The organism is Acidianus sp. HS-5 (assembly GCF_021655615.1).
GTDB lineage: Archaea > Thermoproteota > Thermoprotei_A > Sulfolobales > Sulfolobaceae > Acidianus.
Genome location: NZ_AP025245.1, coordinates 1,579,738 through 1,606,153, shown reverse-complemented (window position 1 = coordinate 1,606,153; position 26,416 = coordinate 1,579,738). Strand labels below are relative to the sequence as shown.

Sequence of the window (26,416 nt, the reverse complement as noted above, 5' to 3'; positions counted from 1 at the left end):
CAGTTAGCTAAAATAAAAAGTATCAGCTATACTTTTCAAGTAAAGTCGTAAGGACTTTATTATTTAAACTTTAGCAATAAATGCGAGCTCTTTAAGCTTATATTTAAATTCTCATCTTTATATGTAAAGAGAGTTGTTTTTAATTTGGTAATCATTTAAAGAGCTAGGTAATATTTATGTCTAGAGTAGCGCTAGTGACGGGAGCAGGGAGTGGAATAGGTTATGCAACGTCGTTAAAGATGGCATATAAAGGATATACTGTAATACTTGGAGATATAAGAGAAGATATTAAAGAAAAAGCCCGTGAGATTGAGTCTAAAACAAGTTCTCGGGTTATAGGATTACAAGTTGATGTGTCGGATTGGAATTCGTGTAAGGAGTTTTACGAGAACGCAATTAAAATACTAGGCATCGATCATGTGGATATTCTAGTTAATAATGCAGGAATAATTAGGGACGCATTATTCGTCAAAATGACTCCGGAGCAATGGGATCAAGTTATAAAAGTACATCTTTATGGGGCTTTTAATTGTACAAAGCAAGTAGTAGAGGGCATGATAAAATATAACTGGGGAAGAATTATTAACATGTCGTCTGCAAGTTGGTTAGGAAATAACGGTCAAGCTAATTATGCCGCAGCAAAAGCAGGGATAATAGGTTTTACTAAAACTTTAGCTAGAGAATTAGGAAAATATAACATAATGGTAAACGCTATAGTTCCAGGGTTCATTGATACGCCGATGATTGCAAGTGTTCCAGAGAAAGTAAGAAAGATAATAATTGATAGGATTCCTTTAAAAAGAGTAGGAAGTCCAGAGGATGTAGCTAATGTAATAACTTTTCTCTGCTCAGAAGAAGCCTCGTATATTAATGGTGCAATTATAGAAGTGACCGGAGGTTTAGTATTATGATCAAAGGAGAAGAATTAAGTGAAATATACAATCCAAAAACTCAGCCTAAAATTTTGGAGGAATCGGCGTCTAAATATGGAGACAATGTTGCTATTGATTATTTTGGAAATAGAATTACATACAACGACCTTTACCTAATGGTCAAAGGAATATCGTCTCAGCTCGATATTAGGAAGGGAGATATAGTCATCTTATCTATGCAGAATATTCCTCAGTTTATAATTTTGGAATATGCAATATGGGAGAAAGGAGGAATAGTACTTCCGGTAAACCCTTCTTACTCAGAAAGGGAGTTAGAGTTTCTTATCCATGACTCTGGAGTTCACTTGATGATAGCTTCATGTGAGGCGAAAGTGGATAACTCAAAGATAAAAGTAATAAGAACAAGCCCTTATACGTTCCACGAAATTCCGGAAGAGCTTAGAGAAAAATGGAAGGTTAATGACTGTAATGAGGAATTAAACTTTAAGTCTTTATCCAGAGATTTAGCAGAAGACTTAAAACCGAACGATTTAGCATTACTAGTCTACACCTCAGGAACTACAGGAAAACCTAAAGGTGTACCAATTACCCATGTAAACATTTTTGCCTCATCCATTATTTACAATAAATGGTTTAATTTCTCTGAGAGAGATAAAATTTTAGGTATTGCCCCCTTTTTCCATATAACGGGACAGATTTTTCACATAACTACGGCAGTACTTTCCGGAAGCGAAATAGATATTTCTTACAGATTCAATCCTTCACTGGCACTTAGAGATGTTGAAGAAAAGAAAACTACCGTTACAATGAGTGTAGCTACGGCATATAGAGCTATGCTCAATGCCTACAATAACGAAGATCTTTCAAGTATGAGACTATGGTCATCTGGAGGGATGCCAATGCCAAGAGCGTTAGAACTAGAATGGAAAGAAAAAATAGGACAATGGATTTACATGGCTTGGGGGTTGACTGAAACCACTTCCCCTGCAACTTTATGGCCTTATCCTTATGACGGTGAACTTCCAGTAGATAAAGAAACCGGTATAGTAAGTTCTGGCATTCCAGTGTATAACACCGAAATTAAAGTAGCTGAAGACGGAGAAATATTAGTAAGAGGACCTCAAGTAGTGTCTGGATATTGGAAAATGGATAAATTCAAAGATGGATGGTTACCTACGGGAGATATAGGTAAAATAGTTAATGGTTGGGTTTACATTATAGACAGGAAAAAGGACATAATTGACGCTTCAGGCTTTAAGATTATGCCGAGGGAAGTAGAGGAAGTTATTTATGAGCACCCTGCAGTGAGTGAAGTAGCAGTAGTTGGCTTACCTGACGAATATAGAGGAGAAACTGTAGCAGCATTTATAAAACTTAAGGATAGTTATGAACCAAGTGAAAAGCTTAAAGAAGAGATCATTTCCCTCTGCAGAAAAAATCTAGCTCCGTACAAAGTTCCAAGAATCGTAAATTTTGTTAATGAAATTCCAAAAACCCCTTCCGGGAAGATTATGAGGAGGGCATTTAGGAATGAAAATACGTGATATTGAAACGATAAAATTATCTTCTAGAGAATTTTATGAGCAAGATGCGTTAGCCGTTAAAGAAGGTGCGGAGCATCATATGGACGTTGTAGTAGTAAAAGTCACTACTGAAGATGGGGAGATAGGATATGGAGAGTCTATAGCATATGGAGCTTTAGAATCTGTAGCAACTACTATAGAAAAAATTCTTAAACCATTAACATTAGGTGAGGAAGTATCTCCGGTAAACTTGTGGGACAAAATGTATAAATCTACTTTTAGACTAGGAAGGAGAGGAATAATAATTTCTGCAATTAGTGGCATAGATATAGCGTTATGGGATATATTAGGTAAAGAATTTGGAGCTCCTATATATTCAATCCTTGGAGCCTCGAGTAGGAGGATAAAAGGTTATATCACGGGAGGTTATTATAGGCAGGATAAGGATATAGAGAAACTATTAGATGAAGTTAAAAGTTATATAGATAAGGGCTTTGATACCGTTAAAATAAAGATAGGTGGACTTAAAGTTGAAGAAGACCTAAAGAGGTTAAGGGCAATAAAAGATAATTTTGAGAAGGTGGATATTGCAGTTGACGCAAACAACGTATATGACTTTAATACAGCATTAAAGGTCGGAAAAGAGCTAGAAAAACTAGGTATTATATTTTTCGAGGAACCAATACCTACTGACTTCCCTTCTTTAAGCTCTGAATTAGCTAAAGCCTTGGATGTTCCAATAGCTGGATACGAGACAGCCTTTACATTATACGAATTTAGAGATATTATTTTAAATCACGCCGTAGATATAGTGCAAGCTGATGCTGCATGGAGTGGAGGAATTACAGAAATGTTAAGAATAGGAAACTTTGCTAGAGCTTTTAGTTTTCCGTTAATACCGCATTACTCGGCTGGAGGGATAGGATTTATAGCAAGTCTTCATGTAGCATTAGCTATTAATTCACCCATGATAGAGTATCACCTAAGATATAATCCTTTAAGAGAGGGATTAGTAGGAGAGATAAAATACGAAAATGGAGAGTTCATTCCGCCACAAAGACCGGGTTTGGGAATTTCTTTAAAAGAAGAAATTATAAAGAAATATAGGGTGTAAAAATGATAACTGGTTTCGCAGGATTAACGTATAAAAAGTACGAGGGCTCGACTTTTCAGCTACTCTCTGAGGTAGTTAATAACGCTATGGAAATGGCATCAGTTAATCCAAAGGATATAGACGGGCTATTTTTCACTATACTTGCTGGGACTTTTGACGGTAAAGCCAATGTCCATTTTCCTTCCTTTCAGATTCCGTCTTTTTTAGGGATAAGACCGAAATATATAGATGTAATAGATTACGGTGGGCCTTCTGCACTTACTATGGTATATAGGGCGGAGAAACTTGTGAGTTCCGGAGAAATAGATACTGCACTTTGCATAGTAGGAGGTAAAGGTTCTTTTCTAAGAGAAAATAAAGTCACTGCAGATTCCATAGATAGATTATATAACATTAGTCTAACACCTTTCGATGAGTTTTTTAGAATTTATGAAGACATGAACCCAGTAACGGATTACGCTCTAGTAGCTAAAAGGCATCAGAAACTTTTTGGTACCACTGACGAACAAAGGGCAACAATAGCTGTAAATCAAAGGAAAAACGCAATGTATAACGAAAAATCATTATATAAATCTCCTCTTTCAGTAAACGATGTAACTTCTTCAAGGTTAGTTAGTGATCCGCTAAGGCTACTCGAAATTGTGTATCCTGTAGACGGGTTTCACGCATTTATAATTAGTAAACATCAGAGAAATTCTAACTTAAGACCTATTAAAATTCAGTTCTATGGTGAAGCTCATTGGGCTGAAATGCCTCCAGAACTACCAGACATAATATATACTCCTACAGTAGAAAGCAGTAGAGGAATTAATTTAGATAAGATTGACGCATTTGAGTTATATGACTCGTTCACAATAACCGTATTATTAGAAATAGAAGACCTAGGACTAGCGGAAAAAGGTAAAGGAGGAAAATTTGTGGAACAAACAGATACTACCTTTAGTGGAGAAGTACCTATAAACACTGGGGGAGGTTCCTTAAACGTGGGACAACCTGCTTTCATGAGTGGAGGAGTTATTCTAGAAGAAGCTCTTTCTCAGCTTAATAACATGGCAAAAGGGCATCAAGTAAAAAATGCTAATAGAGTTCTAGTCAATGGAATAGGAGGATGGAATAGAGGTCATGCAGTAACCATGATTTTGGGTGAATAAAATGTTTGATGAGATAAGAAAGGAATACATAAATTTAATGAATGATGGAAAACTACCATATATTAAGTGTAAGTCTTGCGGATATGTGTTTTTCTATCCTAGGGATTATTGTCCTAAATGCGATTCTAAAGATCTTGAGATTAAAGTAAGTAAAGGAGAAGGAAAGGTCTTCTCTATTACCATGTTCCAAAGCGCAAAAGGAAAGATATACTACGGTATCATAGAATTGGATGAAGGTTTTAGAATGTATGCAAATATTGAGGATGATGCAGAAATAGGTGATAAAGTTACGGTAGAATTCACGGAAAAAGATGGAAGGAAAATACCTATCTTTAGGAGGTCTTAAGGTTATAAACTGACTCCTTAATGTCTAGTGTAATGATCTGGTGGCAGTAAGACTTTACGTGGAAATTACTCCTTTTATGAATATAATATCAAGGGAAAGTTATTAGAATAGAATAAAGTACGATATTATTAGCTTACAATAGGATACTCGCTAATTTTCCTGTGCTTATGTATTTAAAAATAAATAGAGTATATCTTTTAAATTTTTTTGTGTATATTAACTTATCTTCTTTATAAATTCACAGTATATCTCTCTAAATCCCATCTTTTTATAAAACGATGTAGCTATCAAATTCCTTGCAGGGAACTCGGCAGCTATTAGTTCTATTCCTCTCCTCTTTAATTCTTCTTGTATAAATCCTACAATTTCTTCCCCTACGCCCTGTCTCCTATAAGACGGATGAACGTAAAATTCTCTGATCGTGGCCTCTCTGTCTGGAACGTAAAATAATCTTTCAGTTATTATTACCCTTGCTGCCGCAACTATTTTTCCTTCATCCTCGGCTAAAACGAGGATCTCGTTGGGATTTTCCATACTTCTTTCAACTGCCTTAGTAACTCTCTCCTCCAGGTCTTCTGGAATTGACAGTAATGGATCAAACTCGCTATTCAGTCTATACATTCTACTGAAAAAGTCAGCAAGTGTTTTTACGTCCTCTTTATTTGCTTTCCTTATGGTGACCATGTAGACACCACCAAACTCATTATCTTTCTGGCTCTTAATATTCTCTGCTTTGCTATTTCCCTAAATTCTTCTTTACTTTTCTTAATCCTTGCTAACCCTAACTCAACTGCTTTACTGGCTACTTCAGCAGCTTCTTCATAATAAGCTTCCCATTCGTCCATTCTTGGAATAATGTAGTTTTCATTTATTCCCTTATTCCTAGCGTACTTTGCCAGGGCCTCAGATGCTGTTATAATCATATCATCAGTAATTGCTTTCGCTCTACTATCTAAGACCCCTCTGAACATTGCGGGGAATATTAAGGAATTGTTAACCTGGTTAGGAAAATCGCTCCTACCCGTTGCCACTATTTTAGCCCCTACCTCTTTAGCGTCTTGAGGCAATATTTCCGGGACTGGGTTTGCCAATGCAAATACTATAGGGTCCTTATTCATCAAACTTATCCAGTCCTTCTTTATTGCATCGGGCCCGGGTTTAGAGGCAGCTATTACTACATCTGCATCTTTAAACGCATCATTTATTTCCTTAACTTCCCACTTATTTGTTTTTATAGCTAGCTCATACTTCCATTTGTGGTGCAACATCAAGTGGTCTACGTCTTCCCTATCTGCATATAAGGGGCCTTTACTGTCTATTACTACCATATTCTCCGTTTTAAACCCGTACTTTGATAATATTCTTGCAGTTGTTATATTTGACGCGCCCGCACCGTAAAGCACTACTTTACTCTCTTTTGGGTCTTTGTTAGTTAATATCATAGCGTTAATTAGCCCTGCTAAGATTGCCCCTGCAGTACCTTGTTGGTCATCGTGCCACACAGGTATATTTAAGGAAGACTGTAACTTTTCCAATATATAAAAACACTTTGGGGATTCTATGTCCTCTAAGTTGATACCTCCGAGGGAAGGCTCTAACGCCTTTACTACATTTACAAAATCGTCTGCGCTCTTTACATTAATAGGTAGAGGTATTGCATCAACTCCGCCCAAATATTTAAATAGGAGTGCTTTTCCCTCCATGACCGGCATAGCAGCCTCAGGGCCTATCTTCCCTAATCCTAGAACTCTAGTTCCGTCGGTAATTATGCCTATCGTGTTCCACTTACTTGTAAGGTCAAAGCTCTTCTCCGGTTCTCTATAAATAGCCTCAGAGACTTTAGCTACTCCCGGAGTATAAATGAGGGCGAAATCATCGTAAGACGTAATAGGGATTTTAGGGTAAATCTCTATTTTTCCCTCGTATTTTTTCGAAAGTTCAATTGGATCCGGCATGATAAGAATATGTTACAGGAAGATAATAAATAGATTCACTCAACGTTTTCCTCGAAGTTTCACTCTAACGGTTAAAGATTAAAGCAACAAAGTGGTTTACCTACTGATTAGTTATTTTAACTCCTACGTATTGTTTACAAAAACCCGAAGAACATGTCATTTTGAGAAAATAAGTAAGGTTTTTAAACAGATGGAGGGAATTTATTTGCTCAAGTCATTTTTTATAAAGCTAGTATGGAAAAAGGAAGGGTTAAATGAACCAGTTTTTACTCGCTCATTGACTTAGGTATAAACATGCATTTGTCCTCAATTTTTCCCGCCATTGCATCATCCAATAATAGGTACGGGTTCTTAACTTCTTGTAAAGGTTTACCAGTGCCTCCTCTGATAAATTGGACTACCTCAGCCAGTATACTTAACGCTATTTCTTCTGCAGTTTTAGATTCTACGTCGAGTCCCAACGGGGAGTGGAACCTTTTCTTTATCTCCTCTATTGGTATTCCTCTTTTTATTAATAAGCTGATCATTAGTGCTGCTCTTCTCTGACTCGCTAATAGTCCAACGAATTTTGCGTTCTTCTTCATGGAAATATATAGAGCGTCTAGGTCATACGGCTTTCCTCCTTCATTAGCTACTATGACTATAGAGTCTTCACTTACTAACTGTTCTAGAAGACTTAAGCTGTTAGAGATTGCCTGTACTCCTTGAAAGTCCTCTTCTCTGACGTCTCCGTTGCCTATTACGCCAACATAATATCCCATGTCAACTGCTAATTTTGCAGTAAATTTGGCTATAACTCCTGACCCAACTATTATTATTGCCGGCCTTGGCTCAATAGGTTCAATTACGACTTTTCCTCCTTCAATATCTTTTTGAATTACTTGATTTTTCTCCAGTGCCTCAAGTGAGAGTTCTAATATTTCTTTGTCCAAACTGCCTAGCAGAACCTTCCCGTCAGCGACTATAGTTCTTTCTAACCTATTGCCCTTGTAAATTGAGACAATTGCAAATCTCTTTCCTTCTGCACTTAATTTGGAGATCAAAGCAAATATCTCGCATGAACTCATATATAGAGTTATAGATTAGACGGTTAAATACTTTCAACCGGAGTTGAGTTATGATTTCAAAGAATGGTCAGAAAATCAATAAGCTGTAAGTCCAATTCAGGGAGACTGCATATGATCCCTTAAGAGGCGTACTTATGGCGGGATTAGAAGTAATTAAAAGTAAGCATAAGTTACGCTATGGGTAAACACTAGTAGTTATTATATCTTAACCGGTGTATCTAAATATATCTATTTTGTTACCTTTAACGCTGTTTGAAGTTTTGGTCACTTATACGACTGAAATGAGATTTTCATTCATTTAGAATTTATTCAAATTATCTTAAGCGTTTTTATTTGATAATTAGAGAGTTACAGAGAATGGATCTCAATATAAGAAAAATTATGGCTTTAATCTTGTTCTTATAATATAACTCTGTTTAAAATAATAATTTGAAAATTATGCTGTAGGTGCTCTACCTAATGGCGCTTTTGCTCCGAGGCTTTCAGACACTACCATGGCCAGCCCTGTATACCATGCTGCTATTGCAGTTAATATTCCTACATAGCCTCCTGCATGAATTAATGTCGTATTACTAATCATTGAACCTATTCCTAGTAGGAAGAATGTTATCCATAAAAGAAGGAACGTCATAAATAAACCTAGATTGCTCTTAAATGTACCGAACCACATTACTAATGTAAATATTCCGAAACCTATTAAAACGAGACCTATTCCTGCGGCTGTTACATCTCCGAAAATTCCAAGAGCAGTTAAGAAATACCATTCCCAAAAAGCACCGTATGTAAAGAAAGCCACGTAACCGAATGTATTTCCTGCCCTCCATTCCAAGATTCCCGCTAATAACTGCGCTAATCCTCCATAAAATGCTGCTAAGCCTAGTACTACTCCAGAACCACTAGATAACAAGCCAGCATTAAATACGCTCAAAACTAATGTAGTTAATGCGAAACCAGAAAGTCCCAGAGGAGCGGCGTTTGCTCTTTTTTCTTCTGTCATGATAAAACTAATTATTTTGCTAAAATAAAAACTTTTCCTTAATATATAAACATACACAATGTTTAAAATTATCATTAACTATTATATTAAATATGTCAGTAACATGGGCATTACCATTTAATGTGAAAATAAAACCTAAACTAGGAGAAAATAAGGTTGTAGATGAAAAGGTTTATTCTGAGATTCATAATAAAACGGTAGAAAATTATAGGGAATTTTGGGAAGGAGTAGCTTCTGAACTAGAATGGTTTAAGAAGTGGGATAAAGTATTAGACGATTCAAATCCCCCCTTCTATAAATGGTTTCCAGGGGGAGAAATTAATGCCTCTTACTTAGCTGTTGATAGGCATTATAACTCTTGGAGAAGGAATAAGGTTGCGATAATATGGGAAGGAGAACCTGTAGATGAAAAAGGTAATCCTAAAGAAGTTAAGCAAATAACTTATGCAGACCTTTACAGAGAAGTTAATAGGGTCGCTTACATGATGAGAGAAAAATTAGGTTTAAGGAAAGGGGATTCTATAGCTATTTATCTTCCTATGATACCAGAATTACCTATATTTATGTTGGCTGCGGCTAGGTTAGGTGTAGTGTTTACTGTAGTTTTCTCAGGTTTTAGTTCAGACGCTTTAGCAACGAGGATAAATGACGCCGAAGCTAAGGTGTTAGTTACTGCAGACGGCGGATGGAGAAGGGGCAAAGTAATAGACCTTAAAGGAATTGCTGATAGATCTCTTGAGAAGACTCAGTTCGTAAAAAATGTTGTAGTAGTAAGAAGATTAGGTAATGGAGTTAGAATGCAAGAAGGTAGGGACGTATATTTCGATGAGATTATGAGAGATATCCCGCACAACGTTTACGTTGAGCCTGAAAGACTAAAATCCGAAGATCCACTTTATATATTGTATACTTCCGGGACTACTGGAAAGCCAAAAGGTATAGTTCACGATATTGGAGGTTACATGACACTACTTCATGGAACAATGAAATGGGTTTTCGATATTAGAGATGAAGATATATTCTGGTGTACTGCAGACATTGGCTGGGTTACCGGTCATTCTTATATAGTATTTGGTCCATTAATGGAGGGAGTAACTGAAATAATGTATGAGGGCGCTCTAGATTATCCTCAACCTGATAGGTGGACATCTATAATTGAAAGATATAACGTTAGTATTCTTTATACGTCTCCTACTGCGATCAGGTCTTTCATGAAATATGGCGAGGAATGGGTTAAGAATCACGATATGAGGAGTGTAAGATTAATGCATTCCGTAGGAGAACCGATAAATCCTGAGGCTTTTGAATGGTTTTTTAAGGTTGTAGGAAGAAATGAGATACCTTTCGGATCTACATGGTGGATGACTGAAACAGGAGGAATACTTATTTCTAATCTACCTGGATATTTAATGATTCCAATGAAACCTGGAAGCAACGGAATGCCTATTCCTGGTTTGGAAGCAGATGTATTAGATGAAAATGGTAATCCAGCTAAATTAGAAGAAAGAGGTTATCTAGTCATAAAGAATCCATGGCCTGGCATGCCTTTAACAATCTATAAGGATCCTGAAAGATACGTAAAAGTTTACTGGAGTAAGTTTCCCGGAGTTTTCTATGCGGGAGACTATGCGGTAAAAGATAAAGACGGATACTTCTGGATATTAGGTAGGGCAGATGAAGTAATTAAAGTAGCTGGACACAGATTAGGGACTTACGAGCTTGAGTCGGCATTAATAGAACATCCTGCAGTAGCTGAAGCTGCAGTAGTAGGAGTAAGTGACCCTATTAAAGGTGAAGTGCCAGTGGCTTTTGTAATTTTAAGACAAGGACACGAACCAACTGACAAACTAGTTAACGAGATTATAAACTTAATAAGAGAAAAAGTAGGTCCAATAGCTACAATAGATAAGCTGTATTTTGTAGGCAAATTACCAAAAACTAGAAGTGGGAAAATAATGAGGAGAGTTATCAGAGCGGTAACCATGAATACTGAAGTAGGAGATATTACAACGCTGGAAGATGAAGCGTCAGTAGACGAAATAAGGAAAGCTATTCAAGAATTCAAGGAGGAATTAGGCAAGCAATAGTATCATAACTTTCTCTTCGCATTTTATTTTTAATAATTTTTATTGGATTTGTAGGAGATAAAATTAATAACTTGTTTTTTATAAAAAATTAGATTTATTGAGAAGAAAGTATACTTTTTTCATAGTAAATGCGAAGGTAAATGATTTTATCGATACTAAGCACATCTTACAGCTTTCATTATTTAGTTAACTTAAGGTAAAGCTAGTCCTTTGCAAATGTGGCATTCTATATAAGGGATAGTGGCATCATTAGCATTTAAATTTATTAAATAAGGTAAATCTCTACAAATAGTAGGTGCAAAATAACGTTTTAATGCCTTATTTATATTAGGAATATAAATAGCTTAATGAAGACACTATCTTCTAGTTTTATCAATTCGTTTTCGTCGTATACTTTTCCACCTTTTTCTGAATACTTTATGAGTTCAATGCAAAATCTTGACGCGTGCTCAAGCATCGTTAGATTTTGCACTCCAGTCTCATATCCCGGTATTTCTCGCTTAGAAACAGTTGCTAAGCCTATAACTGGAGACGGAGTATATAACCAAGGGGAAATTAAAGTACTAATATGGTATACATTATAGTCTATAGGTGTAAGATCACCGGTAGTTAGTGGTATCATATAAATTTCATGCTCCGTAACTCTATTATAAATGTCAATAACGTTATCGTGTATTTTTAATATATAACCATCTTTAACAACGTGCGTTAACGCAAAATCGTCTATAAGTTATGCCAAAATGTTCGTCTTCTTTCTTCCCCAGTTCTTATATGGAAAAGCATGTAACGTCTCCGTAATAATTACGTAGACGTAAAATTAAACTATACACTCTTAACCTCATTAAATAAGTTTTAAGAATCTTAAGACAATTTTAAACGTAGCATTAACTGCAGTTTCCCTCCTTGCTTTAATCGGCTTCTGTTGTTCCTGCTGTTCTATTAAAGGCATATCCGAAATTCGTAATAGTGCAACGGCTCTTTTACCGTAAAATCTGGCTATCTTATAAAAAGCACTAACTTCCATGTCTATTGTGGAAACTCCTATATCCATTAAGTAGTTTAGGAAATCTGTAGTTTCGGAATAGAAGAAAAGTAGTGTTGCATGTAAGGCTGAATGAGTTTTAACTCCAGTTTCCCTTGCGTATTCATAAATTTCATTAAACAACTTCTCATCAGCTTGTGGAATTGCTATGGTAGGATCAACGTAAAAATCACTTACGTTTTCGAAAGGGACGACGTATTTTGGTATATTTAAATCTCCTATTAGTATTTCATTGGATAATGATCCTGCAGTGCCGATAAATAATATATCTTTAATGCGTGAAATTGTAGCTAAAATCCTTATCCTCTCTGTGAAGTCTATTAAACCTCTGCCTATGAAAGTAATAAGTCCTCTGTTACCGTCTTTTTCAAGCAACAAATTTCCTCCAAACTCTCTAAGTATTTGGTCTCCAACTTCTGCCTTATTTACTTTAATTCCTAAATTAGTTAAAGTATCTTCAAAGTTTTTAGGAAATTGAGTACTAAACGGCATAGGCATTACGACTACTCTTTCTGGGGTTTCATCTTCTTCTATCCCAAGTTCCTCCTTTATGACCTTTCTCCTTATCCCCTGATTTCTAATAAAGTTACCATATACCACAGAGTTACTTCCTGAAAGATGTATATAAGTTTTTCTTTCAATTTTACATGGAATTCTACAGTTTTCTCAATAAGGACTTATGTTAACTTAATACAATATTCAGAATTTATTTTGCTCCTCATAGTCTAAGAAATTTCAACAATCCGCAAAGCATCATGTCATTCGGCTCTGGTGATCTAGCTCGCCATAACTGCCTTTGATAAGAATTGAAGTAATACGTGAAGTAGTATAAAAGAAGTAAAGGCTTAAAAACATCTGGAATTAAAGTATAATTATGGAGGACGAAGAAACTGTAATATTAAACGTCCTTAAGGGATATAAGAACGTAGCTACTATAGGATTTTCTAAAGATCCTACTAAACCATCTCATCAAGTGCCTGAATTTCTGATTTCGAAGGGATATAATGTAATTCCAGTAAATCCCACAGTTGATGAGATCTTAGGTAGGAAAAGTTACAAGTCAATATTAGACGTTCCTGAAAAGATAGATATTGTAGAAGTTTTTAGGCCATCTTCAGAAGTTCCTAAAATAGTAGATGAGGTTCTAGAAAGAGTCAAACAAAAAGGTGACATAAAAGTAATATGGTTACAAGAAGGCATAAGAAATGACGAAGCTGCAGAAAGGGCAAGAAAAGCGGGGTTAATTGTCATTCAAGATAGATGTATGTATAAGGAATATATGAAAAAGATTGAAGGAGTTCCTTCTCCACCTCCAATTTAACCTTTTTTATTATCAACATATTTTCTAAATCTCATTATCATAAAGAAAAATATTCTGATAAAGGATCAAATGGTATTGTTCATTATTAGTTTAGATCATACCTATACACTGATAAATATTCTACATCTCTTGCTTTGTGGAATACTTCAATTTTTATCAAAATTAACGTAAAACTTACTTTTAACATAACGTCCGATTTTGAATTTAAGAAAAGTCAATGAGTTTAAGACCTAAGGAAATTGAAGTACATAACAAAGCATTTCTCAAGTTAATAAATAGATATATCTAAATCAACTAAAGTCGTATTACTGCATTGCTAACATCTAATTTTACGAAGTTAGCACGACAACATTTGATAAATCATTGCATAAAAATAATGAAGTTAGAAATTATCATTCTAAAAAATAAAAGGTCATCTAGTTATCATCCTATCTCTTATGATATACCATGTTCCTAAACTTATTGCTCCTAATTTTCCTTCACTATCTGTAAACTTTATTTCAACAACTACTGTAGTCCTTCCCTTCCTCACAACTTTTGCCTCTACTGTAAAAGGTCCTCTATACATGGGCTCTAAGAAATTAGTTTTTAACTCTTGAGTAACTTGATCAATTCCATCATTTACTGACATAGTAGCTAATCCGCCTGCAAAATCCATTGCCGTCATTATTATTCCTCCATTTAATACTCCTCCCCTCCTGCATAATTCTTCTTTGTATGGTACTTGAATTCTTACGTAACCTTCCCTCTGTTCCAAGATTTTAATACCTATGTATTTATATACTTTATCGTTATCTTCTAACAACCTTTGAATATCCATGAGCATAATTCCTTAGTTTTAAGCAATAAAATTTTGTTAGCAAAGCAACATTGATCTTTATATATTGTTGTTTCCAAAACTTCTTCTAGCTATCCTAATTTATCATTTATGTTTTCATATGCAATCTGTCTGGAGTAAGCGTTCATAATTTCATGAGTTCTGAAATTCGATTATCTTCTTAGCTATTTTATAATGGACGTAATCAACTAACTTATCGTCAAGCCTTGTTGCTCCTTTCCCTTCTATTTTAGCTTTCTCGTATGCTTCAATAACCCTTTTAGCCCACTCCATTTCCTCCTTACTTGGCGAGAAAATTTGGTTAGCTATATCAATTTGAGAGGGATGGATAACCTGTTTTCCTAAGTAACCTAATTTCTTTGCCTCTTCACATTCCATTCTAAATCCTTCCAGGTTCTTTAGATCAAAATACACTTTATCAATCGCATCTACACCATAAGTCTTTGCAGTTATTACAATTTGAGTTTTCACAAATTCGTTCTTCTCATAATAAGTGTAATCTCCTCCTAAAGATAACGATAAATCAGCAATACCGTAACTTATTGCAGAAACTCCTTCAGATCTAGCTATGTCCTCAATTTTCGTCATTCCTTTAGCAGTCTCAATCAACGGTATTAAGAATTTACCGGTTGCCATATATAAGAACGAAAGATCGTTCTCCGCTTTGGGAATTACAATACAGTTAATCTTGTCTTCTTTTCCTATTGTTGCAATGTCTTTATAGGACTCAATTAGCTGTAGAGAATTTATCCTAACGCACAGTTCTCTTTTTCCCCAGTCCAACTCCTTTAGGAGTTTTACAAGCAAATCTCTAGCCTTTTCCTTATCCTCAGGGGCTACTGCGTCTTCTAGGTCGAAAATAATTGAATCCGCATTTAACTCTACAGATTTCCTTATCATCTTTTCGGATATCGCAGGGACGTATAATTGGGATCTCCTTATCATTATATTAAAAGTTTAGGATAGAAGTAATTAAGTATTATCTAAAAGTGCTTGATACGGAAAATGATTTTGTCATTAGGTTCTCTTAGAGTCACTTCTCTTGAGTATAGTAAAATGGGAAATCAAGTATATTCTCTTTTTAGAGATAAGATTTATTATTATTACTATTAAAAGCTAATATATTATACGATTTTGTATAGGATATTATCATAAAAACATTGTCAAACTCGGCTAACTAAATCATTTTATTTAAATAGTTTGCTAGCGAGTTTGTTTTATGCTAAAGGTAATTGATGCGCATGTGCATTATCACGTTTTCGTTAAAAAAATTCCGGAACATTGTAAAGAGTTCTTAGCTAACGTGGAAGGGACAAGGTTTACTACTAAAAACGATGAAGTTGAAATTGAGAAGGTATTACTGGTACCGTCCCACCCATGCTATACTGAGGAATGTTATGACGGTTTTTATATAGACTATGAAGAGAGGAGAAGGAACCCGGATCTTTACCTTCAATGGGGAAAAGTCAATCCATTAACTTGTAACGTTAAAGAAGAGTTAGAAAGGCAGTACTCTTTAGGTATAATAGGAATCAAGTTACATCCGGTCCATCATGCTTTTAAACCTAATGCTTATAGGGAGGAAGAAGGAGGATTGAAGAGCTTACTTTACATCTATGAATTCGCAGAGGATCACGACTTACCCGTAATGATCCATACTGGAACAAGCACTGGCGTAAAAAGCAGAAATAAATACGGTGATCCCATTCTAGTAGATGATGTTGCTAAGGATTTTCCTAGAATTAAAATCATTTTAGCTCACGCGGGAAGGCCAATATGGTATTCTACTGCTTTTTACATGGCCAGGTTTATGGATAATGTATATCTAGAGATCTCCTCAATACCTCCTAAGAATATACTAAAAGTCTTGCCTAGATTGAAGGAAATTTCGGATAAAGTGATCTATGGGAGTGATTTTCCCGCATTTAAGGGGCAAGACCTAGCAGAATATGCTCTCCAAGTTTATAATGAAGTTAAAGATGAGAAAATAATGAGGGACAACGCTAAGAGAATATTAAAAATATAATCCAGTTCTGAGATGCGGATCGTGATGTGAGAGATTATACTTAGTCAGATCCTGAAGGTCAAGGGCAAACTAGGGTGCGTATAAACACCTAACTTTGCGGGTAGTAATTATGAGTTCAGTGTTGTTACATATAATGCACTACCTTGACCTTTAAGGTCTAACCAAGTATAAATAACGTAATCTTCTCTTTCTTAGTAGGAGTGAGATATTACAGCTTCCTTTTAAAATCTTAAGTCAGGTCGATAAATAAATTAAAAACCTTGAGTTTTGTGAAAGTTTATGTTTTCAATATCCTTGCCACCGATTAGGCATATTGAGTCTAGTTCAGAGATAGTTTTTGATAAAAATCAATACGCTTATTACAATGAAGAGGTATAAATCTTTAAAAATTAATTTTCTAATAAAAATAAAATCTATCATAACGATTAATCTCAATTTAATAATAAGACTTAATTAAAACAGTGCATATATCTTTAATATGGGTTTAACGGAGAGTTGTAGGTCTTAATAGTTTTAAGAGAGAATAAGCAGATTATGAAGTGTTTTGTCGGGTACTTCAATTTCCTTAGATGTTAAGTCCTTTGGTTTTTATTAAATTCTAAATTATACGTTAAATTAAAAGTAAGTTAAACGTTAGTTTTGATAAAATTGAACGAATCCACAAAGCAATCATGAGGAGATTATAGCATATTAAAATAAAAATATAAATTAACTGATGCATTCATAAGAATTATAGAATACATGATTTCCAGGGTAATGCTATATAGTATGTGAAATATCCTTAAAGTCCTATGCAGTTTAATATGCTTCGTATATCAATTATTAAAATGATAGATTTTAAATTATTAAAAATCTCTTAACGTATAGATTTTGTTTTCGCATTTACGGTGGTTTTACGTCTATTGCGGCGACCGGACAAACGTTTACGCAAGCCATGCAGAATATGCAGGATTGTTCATTTATTGGGTCTGCTTTCTTTTCAGCCGCAGGATGTCCAGGAGTGTCATACCATTGGAATACGTTAACAGGACAGGCAGTTATGCAAGATCCATCTGCAGTGCATAGATCAAAATCTACTCCAACTATAGTGCCGTGAATTCCAAGTACTTTAGGTGGTTCTACGGGTCCGTAAATCTTATGCCCCTCATGGTCTCCTATAATGGGTCTGGAAGTGCGGAAGTTTGGATCGATTCCCATTTGATATCATCTATTGTAAGATATGAATCTTAATATAAAAAATTTAATTCCACAAATCTTTCTAGTATCTATAAATACTTTATTCTCAAGATTTATGCTAGTTTTGTAAGGTTTTATTATATTAAAAGATTATAATGGTGAAATCGCCCCAAGTTATTTTACTTATTATTCTTATAAAAATTGTAACATATAAACTTAGAGTGTGTTTTATATTTTTCCTGGATAATTGTTGTTTACTTTACATTTGATTTGCCACATGATTAAAAACTAATTAATTTCAAAACGTTTATCATAAATAATTCATATATTTTTATGATATAGTCTATCTTCTTTAATATATAACAAAATATTTAAACTTCGTATCTAATTTATAAGTATGAGTGAATGCGTTAGCGAAATAACTTTGAGAAGAGCTAAGGAGGAAGATTGGAACGCGATATATGAATTGTATTCCACATTATCCGATGATGACCTATACTTAAGGTATTTCCACCTTTATAGACCAACAGTTGAAGATGTAAGAAAGTTAACTACTGAAAAAGATCATGTTACAATTCTAGCAGAATATAATGGAAAAATAATAGGTGAAGGGACTCTTTATAATGATGGAGAGTTCTCTTTAGTAGTTGATCCAAGGTTCAGAAGATGCGGAATAGGAAGTATTATAGTAAAATCTTTAATTGAAGAAGCAAAAAAGACTGGACTTAAGAAAATAAGGTTTTACACATTAAATGAGAATATACCAATGATAAAGTTAGGAAAGAAATTAGGTTTCGAATTAGTTGTTGATGAAGACGAGGTCTACGGAGAACTGAAACTAACTGTGGAACCTAAAAGTATTAGTGAGATCTGTGCTCAATAATTCTTTTCTTCTAATGTTAACTATCTCCTTTAGTTGATAGAGTAATTTCAAGAAAAAATTATTCTATCTTTAAATAATACGTTATGTAACCCTCCGGTTCTCTTTCTTCTACTTCTAATTTAACGTCTGCTCCTACGTTAAGTTTTTCCAGATTTCCCACAACCCACGCAGTTATGTTAATTCCGTTATCCAATTTAGCGATACCTACTACGTAATCTTGGTAGTGAGAGAAGGACGGTGGTTTAACGTATATCTTAGTATAAGTTATTAATTTTCCTTCTCTAGGTAGTTCTATCCACTCTAGTCCGGATAATTTACACTGAGGGCAATCGTCTTGAGGAGGAAAATATATTGTACCGCATTTCTGACATCTTGTTGTTAATATTTTACCTTCTTTTAGTCCATTAAAGAACTTTTGAACTTTCTTTATTGGCATCTGATACCTTAAGTCCAGTTCCCTAACATCTATCCATAATGGATTTCCGGATTTATCTTGGATTATAGGTAGTTTTGTTTGCTTTACCAGAAAATCTAACTGTTTTATGGACTCATTTATTTGTTTTTGTAAGTTATCCCTAACACTCATCATAATGATGGCCTCCTTGTAGAAAATATTGTGACATAACCGTAATGTCCAGTACCGCCTACATTATGAGCTAACGCCATGCCATTTTTTACTTCAACCTGCATTCCCTTATTAGGGGTTCTATAGAGCAATTGCCTAGTTAATGATACTGCCATACTAACTCCAGTAGCGCCTATAGGATGACCTTTAGCTTTCAATCCTCCATCAACGTTTACTGGGATCTTTCCCCCTATATACGTCTGGTCATATCTAGCTAAATTAACTCCTTCTCCCTTCTTTGCAAATCCTAGATCTTCATAAGCTATTATCTCAGCTATTGTAAAGCAGTCATGTACTTCGGCTACATCGAATACTTTCCACGAGTCTTCCCTATCTACCTTAGCCTTTTTATATGCCATGCCTGCGGCTTCTCTAGCAGCTTCAATCGTTGTAAAATCGCTTTTCCTCGAAAGGTTGGCAGGACCAGACGATACTCCTTGAGAGATTATCCATACAGGAGAATCTGTTACTTTTTTAGCGAATTCCTCAGAGGCTAAAATTACTGCTGCCGCTCCATCAGTTATTGGAGAGGAATCGTAAATTTTTAACGGCCAAGCTACAGGCTTAGATTTCATATATTCTTCCATTGTAATTTCCTTCTGAAAACTAGCGTAAGGATTAAGAGAACCGTAATGATGTGCTTTGATAGCTATTTTTCCTAAATCTTCTTCTTTTAATCCATATTTAGCCATATAGGCGGTAGCGTATAACGCATAATATCCTGGAAATGTTAAGCCGAAATTCTCAAATTCCCAGAAGTAACTTCCCGCCCTACCTATCATTTCCACAACGTTAGGATTCGGAGATTGATGCATTTGTTCTACTCCTATCGCCATGGCAACGTCAACTTCTCCAGACTTAACTGCAAGATATGCCTCTCTTAATGCAGCACTCCCAGAAGCACAAGCTGCTTCCACTCTCATTGTCCCCTTGGCAGTTAGGCCGCAGTATTCTCCTATGACAATAGCAGGTAGATTCTCGGAACTCCACATGCCTACATTTCCTACTGAAAAATACTGAATTTCCTTCTGTTCTAAATTAGCTTCTTCTAAAGCCTGTTTAACTGCTTCCCAAGCTAACTCTTGTAAACTTACATCAGTTCTAACTCCGAACTTACTATGTCCTGTTCCAATTATAGCTACATTTCTCATAAGATAAGATATATCTTTTCGATATTTAACTCTTTTTAATTATGAAAGAAAAAAGAGAAACCCAAAAATTACTTTCTTACCATTTCCCGTAGACTCATCTTATCAATTTTATTAGTTGACGTCTTAGGCAAATCATTAACGAAAATGAATCTGTCTGGGATCCACCAGTTTCTTATTACACCCTCCTCAGCTTTTTGCATGAGGTAATTTTTCAGCTCATCCTCAGTCATTTTATCTTTTAGCACTATAAACGCCACTGGCCTTTCTCCCCATTTTTCGTCTGGTACCCCTACTACTGCTACTTGACCTACCTTGGGGTGAGAGGATATTATATCCTCTAAAAGTAATGAAGGTATAAATTCTCCACCGCTCTTTATTGCGTCCTTATCTCTATCTACAATTCTTATGTATCCGTATTCGTCTACTACCGCCAAGTCTCCTGTATGTAACCATCCGCCACTCCAGAGTTTCATAGTCTTTTCTGGATCTTTATAATACTCCCTGGTTAACCATGGAGTTCTAACGACTATTTCGCCGACGGTATTACCGTCATGAGGTACGTCTCTAAATTCTGGATCTACTACCCTTAATTCGACTAGTGGAATCGGTACTCCGGTTTTTATTTGCTGTTCGAATTTCTTCTCTTCAGGCAATTTTTCAACTTTAGAACTATGGTATGATATAGTTAGCACTGGAGCAGTCTCTGAAAGTCCGTATCCAGATATGACTGTAATTCCGAATTTCCTTGCAGTTTCAGCCAATCCCTTAGGTAAAGCGGCTCCTCCTATTATAATCCTCCATTTTTTAAAAACTTCTGAGTACTTTGGTGCATCCGGGTGAGTTAAAATCATGTAAAGGATTGTTGGTACCATGGCCGAAAACGTTACTCCTTCATTTTTCAATAAGACAAGCTCCATTGTAGGATCGTATTTACCGGGTAATACGTACTTATTCCCTCCCAACATGAAAAGATAAGGATACCCCCATTGATGGACGTGAAATAGAGGTACTAATATTAGATAAACATCTTTAGGTGTAGCGTTGATAGGAGGTTTTGCAGAAGCTATAGCACAAGACATTGCATGAAGTACTAAGTCTCTATGAGTAAACCATACTCCTTTAGGTTCCCCTGTTGTTCCGGAAGTATAGAATATTGTAGCTGGAGTGTTTTCGCTTAATTCAGGTTGCTGGAACTTATTATCATCGTTATTTATTAATTCCATTACGTTCGTGTACTTCACTTCATTTTCATCGCTGTAGGCAAGGATTTTAACGTTATTTAGGTAGCTTTTAGCTTTTTCTATTAATGGGAGAAAATCATCCCTTACTATTAACCACTTATCCTCTGCGTGGAGAATTGTTTTAATTATAAGTTCAGGTGGATATCTTATATTTACAGTGTGGAGTACTGCCCCCATCATTGGTACTGCGTAATAACTCATTAAGTACACGTCTGTATCCCAATCTAATACGCCAACTTTATCTCCGAGTTTGACTCCAAGTTTCTGCAGACCTCCTGCTAAGTTTCTAACTTTTTTCCCGAAATTCTCAAAACTATATCTTCTTTTATCTCTATATACTATCTCTTTATCCGGATAAACTCTTTCTCCATACTCTAAGATCTTATCTACAGTTAACTGGTAGTTATAATTCTCACTCATATTCTATTATTTGTGTAGAAACTTAAAAGTATCTATTAAAATTAAATAAATATATTATATATATTTTAAATAAAATTGACCTCAATCTAATTAGATATATCTAAAATTAAATCCATCATTTATAATTACGTAAACTTAGTCAGCAAATGATAGGTTAAGTACGACAGTAAGGCATCATTATGTTGATGACAAGATATATCGTTTACTTTTTTAGCTAACAATTATAATTATCAATGAATAAGATTGTTTCCGTTTGAAAGTGTACAAGATTTCGAAATCAAGATAAGTGAGGAACACGAGCTGTTTAGAAGAAGTGTAAGAGAATTCTCGGAGGAAATTTTAGCTAAACATGTTATGCAGATAGAAAAAACTAATTCTATTCCAGATGAAGCGATAGTCAAGGCAAAAGAACTAGGATTATTCGGTATAGGAATACCTCCAGAATATGGAGGTCAAGGAGGAGACTCTCTGATGCTTGCCATAGCTAATGAGGAAATAGCTAGAGTTTATCCAGCTTTTGCAGCACTTATAGGAGCTAATTACCTTTTTACGATTCCATTACTCATTTTCGGTACGGAAGAGCAGAAGAGGAAATATGTTACTCCAGTGGCTAAAGGTGAGGTTTTTGCAGCACACGCTAATACCGAACCCGGAGCAGGAAGCGACATTGCAGGAATAAAGACTACTGCAAGGAAGGAAGGAAATAAGTACATAATAAATGGAAGGAAATATTTCATAACCGGTGCTGATAGGGCAAAATATTTAGTAGTCTCTGCAAGGACAAATCTTCCATCAAAAGAAAGATGGAAAGGAATAACTTTCTTCATACTAGATACGGAAATGCCCGGAGTAAAGATAGGTAGTAAAATAAACGTAATAGGCTTAAGAGGAGAACAGCCTAACGAAGTTATATTAGATAATGTTGAAGTTCCAGAGGAAAACATTCTAGGTAAAGTGGACGAAGGATTCAAAGTTGCAGTCACGACATATGATAGGGGTAGAGTAGGCGTTGCAGCTCAAGCTGTAGGAATCGCTCAAGGAGCATTTGAGAAAGCATTTAACTACTCTCTTTTTAGGAAAACCTTTGATAAACCGTTAATATCGTATGAAGGAATAGCTTTCAAGTTGGCAGACATGTTAGCTGAATTGGAAGCAGCGAGGCTTTTAACTTATTGGGCTGCCAACATGAATGATAAAAATGAGAAAGAAGCGGTAATGGCGTCGTCATTGGCAAAACTCATGGCCACGGAAGTTGCAGAAAAAGTATCATCATTATCAATAAAAATACATGGAGGAGCAGGAGTGGATCAACAAAATGGGGTAGAAAGATATCTAAGAGACGCTATAATTACTACAATTTACGAAGGGGCAAACGATATTCAAAGATTAACAATTATAAGGGATTTAGTAAGAAAGATTGTCGGTACAAACATAGAAATTATGTAGGCTGAAAACCATGATAAGAAAATTTACTGTGGTAGGAGCAGGGACGATGGGTCATGGAATAGCCGAAGTAGCAGCTATATCAGGGTTAGAAGTATGGCTAAACGACGTTGCTGAAGAAATATTGAAGAATGCTATAGAGAAAATTTCTTGGAGTTTATCAAAACTTGAGGAAAAGGGACAAATAAAAAGCAAAGATGAAGTTCTGTCCAGAATTCATGTAACCACTAACCAAGAAGAAGCACTTAAAGACACGGATTTTATGATAGAGGCAGTAATAGAGGATATTAATATAAAATCTAAGGTATTTTCAAAAGCAGATGCTTTATCCTCAGATAACGCTATACTGGCATCTAATACTAGCAGTATACCGATTTCTGAAATTGCGAAGTATGTTAAAAATCAGGAAAGAGTAGTTGGAATGCACTTCTTTAATCCACCAGTCCTTATGCCTTTAGTTGAAATAGTAAAAGGAGAAAACACGTCAGAGGGGACTGTAAAGGAAGCTTATAATTTAGTGAAGAACTTAGGAAAAGACCCTGTAATAGTAAATAAGGATATACCCGGCTTTCTTGTAAATAGAATATTATTTAGGGTAATCGAAGTAGCATGTTGGCTTGTTGAATCAGGTAAAGCAAGTATAGAGGATGTAGATTATACTGCTATTACAGATCTTGGTTTTCCAATGGGGATTTTCCTCCTTCAAGACTATACCGGTTTAGATGTAGGATACATGGTAGCTAAGGCAATGAAAGAAAGGGGTGTAAAAATGTACGAATGCAAAATGTTCGAAGAGAAATTCAAATCTAAGGAATTCGGAGTAAAGAGCGGGAAGGGCTTTTATACCTATCCGGGCAAATTTGTTAGACCAGAATTTAAAGGAGCAAAGAAAGTTAATACAGTTCTTCTCTTATCATCTGCAATAAATGAAGCCTCTTATCTACTGAGAGAAGGCATTTCGTCTAAAGAAGATATAGAAAAAGGATGCAAATTAGGATTAGGATGGCCAAAAGGAATATTTGAATACGCGGACTCTTTTGGCATAGATGAAGTGATAAATGCTTTAGAAGAGTTAAAGAAGGAAACGAAATTGGAGAACTTCACCCCAGATCCTTTGCTTATCTCAATGAAGAACGAAGGAAGATTGGGCAAAAAAGCTGGAAAAGGATTTTATGAATACGGAAAAAGGAATTTTAATACAATAAAATACGACATTGACGGGCAAATAGGTATTATAACGTTAAACAGACCGGAGAAACTTAATGTGATAAACGAGGAAATGATAAAGGAGTTAAATCAAATCCTTGACGAAATAGAGGAAGACGATAGAATAAGGGTAATCATAATACAAGGGAGCGGGAGGGCATTTTGTGCCGGAGCCGACATATCTGAATTCACTAGGATGACCCCAATAAAAGCAATGATAGCATCAAGGAAATTACAAGAATTATATAATAAAATACAATTTTTAACAAAACCTGTAATTTCATTGATCAATGGTTATGCAATAGGAGGAGGTTTAGAGCTGGTCATGAGTACGGATATAAGAATAGCGTCGTCGAATGCTCAATTCGGACAACCTGAAATTAACTTGGGTATTATACCCGGCGGTGGAGGGACTCAGAGATTACCTAAGTTATCAAGGAGAAAGGCACTTCAATTAATACTTACTGGAGAAAATATATCCGCAAAAGAAGCAGAGGAACTTGGGATTGTAGATGAAGTTGTAGATCCTTCAGAATTAGAGAATGAAGGAAAAAAGATAGCAAGCAAAATATCCGAAAAGTCTCCGTTAGCATTAGCTTTAGCAAAATATGCAGTAAATTTAGGTAACCAAACAAATATATGGACAGGAGAGGCATTAGAATCCTCATTTTTCGGTATCTTATTCAGTACTAAGGACTTTGAAGAAGGAGTTAAAGCATTTATGGAAAGGAGAAGACCACAATTTAAGGGAGAATAAAATGAAGGCTGCCGTTTTAGATGAATACGGAAAACCCTTACTAATAAAGGACGTGGAAATGAGTGGAAATGATAATGACGTCTTAGTTAAAGTTAAAGCTTCTGGAATGTGCGGAAGAGATTTAGTTATATGGAAAGGAGGATTCAGAAATCTAAAACTTCCATTAATATTAGGGCATGAAATTTTTGGAGAATTAAACGATAAACCCGTAGGAGTATTCGGTACAGTTGTGTGTAACAACTGTATATATTGTAAAAAAGGTAAGGAAAACCTATGTGAAAACTCGGTCTTTTTCGGAGAAGGAAGACCTGGAGGATATGCAGAGGCCGTTTACGCTCCCAGAGATTCAGTTTTTCCTCTACCGGATGAGGATTACGAAAAATACGCTGCGGCTGTATGTCCTCTAGCTACGTCCATTCATGCCGCTAGATTAGCTAATGTAAGGAAGGACACAGTAGTCCTAGTAACGGGGGCAGGCGGAGGAGTAGGTATTCATATGATTCAATTTCTGAAAAGTTTAGGAGCTTATGTAATTTCAGTAACCTCAGATGAAAAGAAAGAGAGAGTAGGAAAGTTCTCCGACGCGATAGTAACGGAGAAGGAATTTTCTAAGAAAGTTAAAGGAGTAGATGTCGTAATGGAGTTGGTAGGCAGTGAAACTATTAACGAGAGCTTGAGGTCATTATCCAGAGATGGTACATTGATCTTAATAGGTAACGTGAATGGAAGGGAAATTTCTCTTAAGAGACCGGCTTTAACTATAATGAGACAACAAAAGATCATAGGCTCTGCTTCATATACTAGAAAAGAAGTACTTGAGGCAGTAGATCTTATACATAACCGAAAGATTGTTCCAATTTATAAAAGATATGAATTAGTAAACGTAAATAATGCAATAAAAGATCTAAGCAAAGGAAGAGTTCTAGGGAGGGCTATACTTATACCTTAAGCTTCGTGATCGAAGACGAGTTTAGTACATATAACTTTTCATTAATTGCTTGTGATCCCCATCTAACTAACGCCAGTTAACCTATTATATGAATCCAAACACTATCCTGCCTAAAATGAACCACAGAACTTGAAGTCTCGACAGGAATTACGCAATAATAATTAGGAGAACTTCATTTCCTTCCCCTGGAGCTTTTAACTATGTA

General features: G+C 35.5%; 23 protein-coding genes and 1 pseudogene. 12 read left to right on the top strand and 12 right to left on the bottom strand.

Translation table 11 applies throughout. From position 1 onward, the window contains the following. The first annotated feature begins 176 nt into the window (after nucleotides 1-176). Genes HS5_RS08530 through HS5_RS08510 form a run of 5 tightly spaced genes read left to right on the top strand, consistent with a single transcriptional unit; the run spans nucleotide 177 to nucleotide 5,027 of the window. The gene (locus HS5_RS08530; protein ID WP_236750942.1) at nucleotides 177-911 is read left to right on the top strand and encodes a beta-ketoacyl-ACP reductase; all 735 of its coding nucleotides are present in this window, start codon (nucleotides 177-179) and stop codon (nucleotides 909-911) included. Beyond that, nucleotides 905-2,437, top strand: coding sequence for an AMP-binding protein (locus tag HS5_RS08525; RefSeq protein ID WP_236753507.1), 1,533 nt, complete (start codon nucleotides 905-907; stop codon nucleotides 2,435-2,437). Before HS5_RS08530 ends, HS5_RS08525 begins: the two co-directional genes overlap by 7 nt. Continuing rightward, the gene (locus HS5_RS08520; RefSeq protein WP_236750940.1) at nucleotides 2,424-3,530 is read left to right on the top strand and encodes a mandelate racemase/muconate lactonizing enzyme family protein; all 1,107 of its coding nucleotides are present in this window, start codon (nucleotides 2,424-2,426) and stop codon (nucleotides 3,528-3,530) included. Before HS5_RS08525 ends, HS5_RS08520 begins: the two co-directional genes overlap by 14 nt. Nucleotides 3,531-3,532: 2 nt before the next feature. After that, nucleotides 3,533-4,681 carry a thiolase family protein gene (locus tag HS5_RS08515; RefSeq protein ID WP_236750938.1) on the top strand — a complete coding sequence of 383 codons (1,149 nt, stop codon included), beginning with the start codon at nucleotides 3,533-3,535 and terminating at the stop codon, nucleotides 4,679-4,681. A 1-nt stretch (nucleotide 4,682) separates the two neighbouring features. After that, complete coding sequence (locus HS5_RS08510; protein ID WP_236750936.1) at nucleotides 4,683-5,027, top strand: zinc ribbon domain-containing protein; 345 nt, start codon at nucleotides 4,683-4,685, stop codon at nucleotides 5,025-5,027. A gap of 216 nt (nucleotides 5,028-5,243) precedes the next feature. On the opposite strand, the gene HS5_RS08505 is transcribed toward HS5_RS08510, so the two are convergent. The 4 genes from HS5_RS08505 to HS5_RS08490 form a co-directional block, all read right to left on the bottom strand. Beyond that, nucleotides 5,244-5,711, bottom strand: a complete 468-nt coding sequence (locus HS5_RS08505; protein ID WP_236750934.1) for a GNAT family N-acetyltransferase — start codon at nucleotides 5,709-5,711, stop codon at nucleotides 5,244-5,246. Beyond that, entirely contained in the window at nucleotides 5,699-6,982 is a 1,284-nt protein-coding gene (locus HS5_RS08500) for an NADP-dependent malic enzyme (RefSeq protein ID WP_236750932.1), read from the bottom strand. The genes HS5_RS08505 and HS5_RS08500 overlap by 13 nt, the downstream gene beginning before the upstream one ends. Nucleotides 6,983-7,248: 266 nt before the next feature. Then, entirely contained in the window at nucleotides 7,249-8,049 is an 801-nt protein-coding gene (locus HS5_RS08495) for an XdhC family protein (RefSeq protein WP_236750929.1), read from the bottom strand. Nucleotides 8,050-8,485: 436 nt separating this feature from the next. Then, nucleotides 8,486-9,046, bottom strand: coding sequence for an acetate uptake transporter (locus HS5_RS08490; protein ID WP_236750927.1), 561 nt, complete (start codon nucleotides 9,044-9,046; stop codon nucleotides 8,486-8,488). Between the two features lie 92 nt (nucleotides 9,047-9,138). Between HS5_RS08490 and acs the strand changes: the two genes are divergently transcribed. Beyond that, on the top strand, nucleotides 9,139-11,133 hold the full coding sequence (acs, locus tag HS5_RS08485; RefSeq protein WP_236750925.1) for an acetate--CoA ligase: 1,995 nt from the start codon (nucleotides 9,139-9,141) through the stop codon (nucleotides 11,131-11,133). Between the two features lie 322 nt (nucleotides 11,134-11,455). Here acs and HS5_RS08480 read toward each other — a convergent pair. After that, nucleotides 11,456-11,857: pseudogene (locus tag HS5_RS08480) on the bottom strand (DUF1177 family protein); the annotation flags it as partial. Nucleotides 11,858-11,974: 117 nt separating this feature from the next. Then, on the bottom strand, nucleotides 11,975-12,775 hold the full coding sequence (locus tag HS5_RS08475; protein WP_236750923.1) for a purine-nucleoside phosphorylase: 801 nt from the start codon (nucleotides 12,773-12,775) through the stop codon (nucleotides 11,975-11,977). 274 nt (nucleotides 12,776-13,049) lie between these two features. On the opposite strand from HS5_RS08475, the gene HS5_RS08470 reads away from it, so the two are divergent. Beyond that, the gene (locus tag HS5_RS08470; protein WP_236750921.1) at nucleotides 13,050-13,496 is read left to right on the top strand and encodes a CoA-binding protein; all 447 of its coding nucleotides are present in this window, start codon (nucleotides 13,050-13,052) and stop codon (nucleotides 13,494-13,496) included. A gap of 412 nt (nucleotides 13,497-13,908) precedes the next feature. Here HS5_RS08470 and HS5_RS08465 read toward each other — a convergent pair whose 3' ends face one another. Beyond that, nucleotides 13,909-14,316, bottom strand: a complete 408-nt coding sequence (locus HS5_RS08465; RefSeq protein ID WP_236750920.1) for a PaaI family thioesterase — start codon at nucleotides 14,314-14,316, stop codon at nucleotides 13,909-13,911. 150 nt (nucleotides 14,317-14,466) lie between these two features. Next, the gene (locus tag HS5_RS08460; protein WP_236750918.1) at nucleotides 14,467-15,279 is read right to left on the bottom strand and encodes a CoA ester lyase; all 813 of its coding nucleotides are present in this window, start codon (nucleotides 15,277-15,279) and stop codon (nucleotides 14,467-14,469) included. A 274-nt stretch (nucleotides 15,280-15,553) separates the two neighbouring features. On the opposite strand from HS5_RS08460, the gene HS5_RS08455 reads away from it, so the two are divergent. Next, a complete protein-coding gene (locus HS5_RS08455; RefSeq protein ID WP_236750916.1) occupies nucleotides 15,554-16,360 on the top strand; it encodes an amidohydrolase family protein in 807 nt (268 codons plus the stop codon). Nucleotides 16,361-17,242: 882 nt separating this feature from the next. Here the strand turns inward: HS5_RS08455 and HS5_RS08450 are convergent. Continuing rightward, the gene (locus HS5_RS08450; RefSeq protein ID WP_236750914.1) at nucleotides 17,243-17,557 is read right to left on the bottom strand and encodes a 4Fe-4S binding protein; all 315 of its coding nucleotides are present in this window, start codon (nucleotides 17,555-17,557) and stop codon (nucleotides 17,243-17,245) included. A gap of 376 nt (nucleotides 17,558-17,933) precedes the next feature. On the opposite strand from HS5_RS08450, the gene HS5_RS08445 reads away from it, so the two are divergent. Further along, nucleotides 17,934-18,419, top strand: a complete 486-nt coding sequence (locus HS5_RS08445; protein WP_236750912.1) for a GNAT family N-acetyltransferase — start codon at nucleotides 17,934-17,936, stop codon at nucleotides 18,417-18,419. Nucleotides 18,420-18,477: 58 nt separating this feature from the next. Here HS5_RS08445 and HS5_RS08440 read toward each other — a convergent pair whose 3' ends face one another. The 3 genes from HS5_RS08440 to HS5_RS08430 form a co-directional block, all read right to left on the bottom strand. Further along, on the bottom strand, nucleotides 18,478-19,014 hold the full coding sequence (locus HS5_RS08440) for a Zn-ribbon domain-containing OB-fold protein (RefSeq protein WP_236753506.1): 537 nt from the start codon (nucleotides 19,012-19,014) through the stop codon (nucleotides 18,478-18,480). Next, complete coding sequence (locus HS5_RS08435; protein ID WP_236750910.1) at nucleotides 19,005-20,195, bottom strand: thiolase domain-containing protein; 1,191 nt, start codon at nucleotides 20,193-20,195, stop codon at nucleotides 19,005-19,007. Before HS5_RS08435 ends, HS5_RS08440 begins: the two co-directional genes overlap by 10 nt. Before the next feature lie 68 nt (nucleotides 20,196-20,263). Continuing rightward, nucleotides 20,264-21,856: a long-chain fatty acid--CoA ligase gene (locus HS5_RS08430; RefSeq protein ID WP_236750908.1), complete on the bottom strand. Its 1,593-nt coding sequence runs from the start codon at nucleotides 21,854-21,856 to the stop codon at nucleotides 20,264-20,266. A 243-nt stretch (nucleotides 21,857-22,099) separates the two neighbouring features. On the opposite strand from HS5_RS08430, the gene HS5_RS08425 reads away from it, so the two are divergent. Genes HS5_RS08425 through HS5_RS08415 form a run of 3 tightly spaced genes read left to right on the top strand, consistent with a single transcriptional unit; the run spans nucleotide 22,100 to nucleotide 26,211 of the window. After that, a complete protein-coding gene (locus tag HS5_RS08425; RefSeq protein WP_236750906.1) occupies nucleotides 22,100-23,302 on the top strand; it encodes an acyl-CoA dehydrogenase family protein in 1,203 nt (400 codons plus the stop codon). 10 nt (nucleotides 23,303-23,312) lie between these two features. Further along, nucleotides 23,313-25,262, top strand: a complete 1,950-nt coding sequence (locus HS5_RS08420; protein WP_236750905.1) for a 3-hydroxyacyl-CoA dehydrogenase/enoyl-CoA hydratase family protein — start codon at nucleotides 23,313-23,315, stop codon at nucleotides 25,260-25,262. A gap of 1 nt (nucleotide 25,263) precedes the next feature. Beyond that, nucleotides 25,264-26,211: an alcohol dehydrogenase catalytic domain-containing protein gene (locus HS5_RS08415; RefSeq protein ID WP_236750904.1), complete on the top strand. Its 948-nt coding sequence runs from the start codon at nucleotides 25,264-25,266 to the stop codon at nucleotides 26,209-26,211. Nucleotides 26,212-26,416 lie beyond the last annotated feature (205 nt).

Coding starts and splice junctions, on each gene's coding strand:
- HS5_RS08530 (WP_236750942.1), top strand. CDS start 177: ATGTCTAGAGTAGCGCTAGTGACGGGAGCAGGGAGTGGAATAGGTTAT.
- HS5_RS08520 (WP_236750940.1), top strand. CDS start 2,424: ATGAAAATACGTGATATTGAAACGATAAAATTATCTTCTAGAGAATTT.
- HS5_RS08515 (WP_236750938.1), top strand. CDS start 3,533: ATGATAACTGGTTTCGCAGGATTAACGTATAAAAAGTACGAGGGCTCG.
- HS5_RS08510 (WP_236750936.1), top strand. CDS start 4,683: ATGTTTGATGAGATAAGAAAGGAATACATAAATTTAATGAATGATGGA.
- HS5_RS08505 (WP_236750934.1), bottom strand. CDS start 5,711: ATGGTCACCATAAGGAAAGCAAATAAAGAGGACGTAAAAACACTTGCT.
- HS5_RS08500 (WP_236750932.1), bottom strand. CDS start 6,982: ATGCCGGATCCAATTGAACTTTCGAAAAAATACGAGGGAAAAATAGAG.
- HS5_RS08495 (WP_236750929.1), bottom strand. CDS start 8,049: ATGAGTTCATGCGAGATATTTGCTTTGATCTCCAAATTAAGTGCAGAA.
- HS5_RS08490 (WP_236750927.1), bottom strand. CDS start 9,046: ATGACAGAAGAAAAAAGAGCAAACGCCGCTCCTCTGGGACTTTCTGGT.
- acs (WP_236750925.1), top strand. CDS start 9,139: ATGTCAGTAACATGGGCATTACCATTTAATGTGAAAATAAAACCTAAA.
- HS5_RS08470 (WP_236750921.1), top strand. CDS start 13,050: ATGGAGGACGAAGAAACTGTAATATTAAACGTCCTTAAGGGATATAAG.
- HS5_RS08465 (WP_236750920.1), bottom strand. CDS start 14,316: ATGGATATTCAAAGGTTGTTAGAAGATAACGATAAAGTATATAAATAC.
- HS5_RS08460 (WP_236750918.1), bottom strand. CDS start 15,279: ATGATAAGGAGATCCCAATTATACGTCCCTGCGATATCCGAAAAGATG.
- HS5_RS08455 (WP_236750916.1), top strand. CDS start 15,554: ATGCTAAAGGTAATTGATGCGCATGTGCATTATCACGTTTTCGTTAAA.
- HS5_RS08450 (WP_236750914.1), bottom strand. CDS start 17,557: ATGGGAATCGATCCAAACTTCCGCACTTCCAGACCCATTATAGGAGAC.
- HS5_RS08445 (WP_236750912.1), top strand. CDS start 17,934: ATGAGTGAATGCGTTAGCGAAATAACTTTGAGAAGAGCTAAGGAGGAA.
- HS5_RS08435 (WP_236750910.1), bottom strand. CDS start 20,195: ATGAGAAATGTAGCTATAATTGGAACAGGACATAGTAAGTTCGGAGTT.
- HS5_RS08430 (WP_236750908.1), bottom strand. CDS start 21,856: ATGAGTGAGAATTATAACTACCAGTTAACTGTAGATAAGATCTTAGAG.
- HS5_RS08420 (WP_236750905.1), top strand. CDS start 23,313: ATGATAAGAAAATTTACTGTGGTAGGAGCAGGGACGATGGGTCATGGA.
- HS5_RS08415 (WP_236750904.1), top strand. CDS start 25,264: ATGAAGGCTGCCGTTTTAGATGAATACGGAAAACCCTTACTAATAAAG.